Annotated in this window: 3 protein-coding genes; 2 read left to right on the top strand and 1 reads right to left on the bottom strand. The window is 65.2% G+C overall.

All coding sequences use genetic code 11. From position 1 onward, the window contains the following. Positions 1–10: 10 nt before the first annotated feature. The gene (gene ppa / locus AC1DQP_RS15950) at positions 11–547 is read left to right on the top strand and encodes an inorganic diphosphatase (protein WP_256776001.1); all 537 of its coding nucleotides are present in this window, start codon (positions 11–13) and stop codon (positions 545–547) included. Positions 548–698: 151 nt separating this feature from the next. Then, the gene (locus AC1DQP_RS15945) at positions 699–1820 is read left to right on the top strand and encodes an HDOD domain-containing protein (protein WP_478051987.1); all 1122 of its coding nucleotides are present in this window, start codon (positions 699–701) and stop codon (positions 1818–1820) included. A 626-nt stretch (positions 1821–2446) separates the two neighbouring features. On the opposite strand, the gene AC1DQP_RS15940 is transcribed toward AC1DQP_RS15945, so the two are convergent. Beyond that, on the bottom strand, positions 2447–5258 hold a 2812-nt coding region (locus AC1DQP_RS15940; protein WP_478051986.1), incomplete at its 5' end, for a TonB-dependent receptor plug domain-containing protein.

The raw sequence follows: 5258 nt of genomic DNA, 5'->3' as shown, positions 1-5258 counted from the left end.
GAGTACACCCATGGGTCTGGAACTCGTCTCGCCCGGCAAGAACCCGCCGGAAGAAATCAACGTCATCATCGAGATCCCGAAGGATTCCGAGCCGGTGAAGTACGAAGTGGACAAGGAAACCGGCGCGATCTTCGTCGACCGCATCCTGTCCACCCCGATGCGCTACCCGTGCAACTACGGCTACGTGCCGAGCACCCTGTGCGGCGACGGCGACCCGGCCGACGTGCTGGTGGTGCTGCCGCTGCCGCTGATCCCCGGTTCGGTGGTGCGTTGCCGTCCGGTCGGCGTGCTCAAGATGAGCGATGAGGCCGGCAGCGACGAGAAGATCCTGGCCGTGCCGATCTCCAAGGTCTTCAGCGGCTACGCCCATGTGGAAGACATCGGGCAGGTGTCCAGCCACTGGCTGGAGCGCATCGGCCACTTCTTCGAGCATTACAAGGACCTGGAAAAGGGCAAGTGGGTCAAGCTTGACGGCTGGGCCGGCGCTGCCGAAGCCAAGCAGATCCTGATCGAAGCGCACCAGCGCTACCTCAGCAACAACGGCTGAGGCTGAACCGCATCGCTTCGGCGCTCGCCGCCGAAGCGATGGACATCACGTTTTTTAACTGCGGCACATCACTATTTGTGCCGGATTGGGTACATTGCGTCTTCACACCGTCCACGGTGCGTTTCACCGTGGTCAGCCAGGGGACTGTGTCGTGCGTATTCTGCTTGTTGGGGACCAAGCCAGCCTGTCGGCTGAGCTGATGGATTTCATTGCCGATCTTGGGGAAGAGTGGCAACCGTTGACCGCATCCGATGGCCAGGCGGCCATGAACATCGTCGCCGCCGGTCCGATCGACGCGGTGATCGCCTGCCCTACTCTGCCCGATCTCAACGCCACCACGCTGCTCGGCCAGATCCGGACGCTGCGTCCGGAGACGATCCGCATCGCGCTGGTGGATGCCGAKCAGGGCAACCGGCCGCCGCCGGCGCGCCTGATCGGGGTGGCCCACCGCTTCCTGCCGATGCCGCTGGCCCCGGAAGTGCTGCTGGAAGCACTGACCAGCCTGGAAGAGCTGCGCGAACTGCTCGACAGCGCACATCTGCGCAGCGCGATCGGCCGCATCGAAAAGCTGCCTTCGCCGCCGCACCTGTACCTGAGCCTGACCCAAGCGCTGGAGCATGACGACGAGACCGACACCGCCGATGTCTCCAAGCTGGTGTCGGCCGACCCGGCGATTGCGGCGAAGGTGCTGCAGCTGTCCAACTCGGCGTTCTTCAACAGCGGCCGTACCATTTCCGACCTGCGCACCGCGGTAACGCGACTGGGCCTGTCCACCCTGCGCGACCTGGTGCTGGCCAGCGAGGTGTTTTCCGCCTCGGCGTTGTCCGGTGCCGAACGCAATTCGCTGCAGCAGCGCGCGTTGCTGGCCTCGCGGCTGGCGGCCAAGCTGCTGCCCGATTCCAGCGCCGAGCTGGGTGCAACCGCCGCCCTGCTGGCCGACATCGGGCTGCTGTTGCCGGGCGTGCGCAACGAGCGCGTTGCCCCGGCCGACGCGGCCGATAAACGCCCCGGCCATGCCGAGGCCGGCGCCTACCTGCTGGGCCTGTGGGGCCTGCCGATGCCGATCATCGAGGCGGTGGCGTTCCACCTGCAGCCGCAGAAGTCCAACACGCGCAGCTTCTGGGTGACCGGTGCGGTGCACGTGGCGCTGGCGCTGATCAATGGCGATCCGGTGGACGAGGAGTACCTGCAGCGCGCTGGCGTGCTGCACAAGCTGCCGCAGTGGCGGGACCACGCCAATGCGCTGATGGGGCTGGTGGCCAGCGAGGCCTGACGCCTGCCGCCTTCCGGCGTGGCGATGCGGCTGCGCTGGAAGGTTTGATCGTGGGCCGGCCAATGTCCGGCCCTTCCGAATTCGATCAACGGCACATACAGCGTGTCCGCCGGCGCTGACGTAGACCCGTGCGCGTGCACGTGCGGCGGTGCGGTGCAAAGCGCCTTCCATTGCGCAATGAACTCGACAAAGAGGCTTCTCCCATCGGCGTCGCACGCATGACGCGCGCTGTGAAGCCTTCCAGGCGCGGCCGTCGGTGGATCGGGCGTTGGGCCCCCATGCCCTTTCCGGCGAATGTCCTCCGGCGTCGGCCTGCGGCCGCCCCCTCCCCCTTTATTTCGCCTCCAAGGGCATGGGGCCCCAACGCCCGACCCACCGACAGTCAAAAGCCCGTCTTCCTGCCTGCGCGCCGCGACGGGGCCCTCACGCGCGCAACAGACCTGATCGGAGACGCCGGCCGATCCAACCGGCAACCGGACTGCCCGGCCGCACGCGTATCGCCATGCGCCCCCCACTAGGCCCGTGGAACTCGACGAGATGGTCCCTTCCATGGGGAAAAGGACAAAAGAAAAGGGCGGACCTTGCGGTCCGCCCTCCCTTTTTTACTGCTACAGAGCTTCGATGGATCAGAAGCGCTGGGTGTACTTCATGTACAGGAAGCGACCGATATCGAAACCGCCGTAGTAGGCGAAGCTCGAGTTCGGCGCCGAGTACATCAGCGGACCCTTGTGGTCGAACACGTTGTTCGCGCCCAGGGCGATGGTGGCATCCCACGGCGCCTTCCAGCTAACCTGCAGGTCGTGGAAGGTGTTGGAGCCGGTCTTGCGCAGCGGCTCGGATTCGCCATTGGCCATGTGGTTGGGCGCATTGCACCAGAACTCGCCGGTGTCGATGCAGTCTTCCTTCATGCCCGAGTAGTAGCGCGCGGTGTAGTTGACACCGAAGTCGCCCATCGCCCAGTTGATGCCCACGTTGGAACGCACGCGGAACAGGCCGGCTTCGCCGACGCGACCGATCATGATGTTCTGACCGGCGGCATTCTGGCCCTGCTCGTCGTACTTGGACAGGTAGCTGGTCTGCCAATCGATCGAGAACTGACCGATGGCCAGTTCCGGCAGGCGGTACTTGATGCCCAGGTCGTAACCTTCGGTTTCCATCTTGCCGAGGTTGGCGGTGCCGTAGGTGATCGCGCTGACGTGACCGTCATCGGCACGGACCACGCCTTCGCAGCGTGCCGAGTTGCCCAGCACGTAGCAGTCGCGCAGGATGCGGTCGACGCTGTCAGCGATGATCATGTCGCTGATTTCGTACTTGTACCAATCCAGCGAGATGTCCAGGCCCTGCACCCAGCGCGGGCTCCAGACCAGACCGGCGGTCGTGCTCTTGGAGGTTTCCGGCTTCAGGTTCGGGTTTGCACCGGAGACGAACTGGTCACCGGACTGGCACGGCAGGGTGGAGCAGGCCTTGTTGCCCTGGCCCAGCTGCACGTAGTCGGCCGGAACACCTGCGGCCGAGCACGGGCCGTTGCCGGCGACGCTGCCCGGAGCGGTGGTGCCGCACGGATCGATGTACGACTCGAAGCTCGAGCTCAGGCCACCGTACAGATCGGCGATGGTCGGCGCGCGGAAGCCTTCAGCATAGGTGGCGCGGACCAGCAGCTCGTCCATCGGACGCCAGGTCAGGCCGAACTTGCTGTTGGTGGTGCCGCCGAAGTTGCTGTAGTCCGAGTAGCGGCTGGCCATGTTCAGGGTCAGCTCCTTGGCGAACGCCATGTCCGCCAGGATCGGCACGTTCAGTTCGAGGTAGACCTCGTTCAGATCGTACTCACCACGGGTCGGCTTCTGGCCCAGGCCGGTGGACTGGCCCGACTGTGCGAAGGCGTCCGGCGTGTAGCTGCCTTCTTCCTTGCGGTGTTCCACGCCCATGGCAAAGCCCAGGTCACCGGCCGGCAGGGTCACGATGGAGCCCGACAGGTTGGCGGTGAAGCTGGTGGTCTTGGTGATGCCGCGGGTGGTGAAGGTCGGGAACAGGAAGTCCTGCAGCTCCTGGTCGGCCAGCGAACCCTGACCTGCGACGCCGTAAGGCAGCAGTGGGTTCCACGGACGGCAGTCACCCAGGATCGGGTTGGCTGCGGTGCCGCAACGGGCAGCGCCGGCGCCGTCGATGAACGACGGGCCCAGCGCCTGACGGGCAGCGATCAGGCTCATGTCACCGCGGTTGGTCTTGATCGACTCGTTGCGGTTCCACAGCGCGCCCACGTCCCAATCGAAGCTCTTGTCAGCCACTTCGAAGAAGCCGCTGATGGTCGGTGCGAAGCGCAGGGTCTTCAGCTGGCTGTCGGTGGTGCGCGGCACCTCCCACAGGCGACGACGGAAGTCGACGTTCTGGCCAACCGGGTTGAAGGCGCTGGTCGCCGACAGCGGGGTGCTGAACGAGCTGGACTGGTACGGGTAGCCGGCGATCTGCTGGAACGTGTTGCGTTCGTTGTAGAGCAGATCGGTGTTCAGGCTGATCGAATCAGTGAAGTCGTACGTGCCGTTGATGTAGACCGACTTGCGCTCGACACCGGTCAGCAAGGTCATCTGCTGGTTGGAATTGGCGTACTCGTCGGCGGTCAGCTCGTGGTAGTCGTTCGGGTTCTTCGGGTTGCCGCCCTGGTTCAGGGTCTGCCACACCGCGGTCTTGGAGGTGCGCGAGCAATCAAACAGCAGCGGGTTGCACCAGCTGCCGTTCTGGCTGATCGGGCTCCAGTCTTCACTGGTGGAGTTCGGACCCAGCGAGCCGTCACGGCTGTACCAGCGGTCCTTGGCCCACACCGGATCCTGCTTGGAGTATTCGGCCGACAGGGTCACGCTGCCGCGCTCGCCCTTGGCACCCAGGGTCATCGAGTACTGCTGGCTTTCACCGTCGCCGTTGCCGTACTGGCCAACGTAGACGCTGGCTTCGCCGCCTTCCACGTTCTTGCGGGTGATCACGTTGACCACGCCGGCGATGGCGTCGGAACCGTAGATGGCCGACGCACCGTCCTTCAGGATCTCGATGCGCTCAACCGCGGACATCGGGATCTGGCTCAGATCCTGCAGGCCGGCGGTGGAGGCGCCCAGGCGCTTGCCGTTCATCAGCACCAGGGTGCGCTCTGCGCCCAGGTTGCGGATGTCGACGTAGTAGCCGCCCACGTTCTCGCCCGAAGCCAGCGACTCCGAAYGCGAGATGGCCGGGGAGCCGGCCGAGGTCAGGTTGTTCAGCACGTCCGCGACGCTCGAGAAGCCCTGCTTTTCCAGGGATTCGCGGGTCATCGTCAGGATCGGCTGCTGCGTCTCCATGTTGGCGCCGCGGATGCGCGAGCCGGTAACCGAGATGCGGTCGAGGTCAGTGGTGCCGGAGGCAGCTTCCTGCGCCGAGGCAAAGCTCGGCGCCAGCGCCAGCGCAATGCCGGCG

The organism is Stenotrophomonas sp. P5_A8, assembly GCF_056400545.1.
The sequence above is the reverse complement of the archived record's forward strand: the minus strand, read 5'-3'. Positions and strand labels throughout refer to the sequence as shown.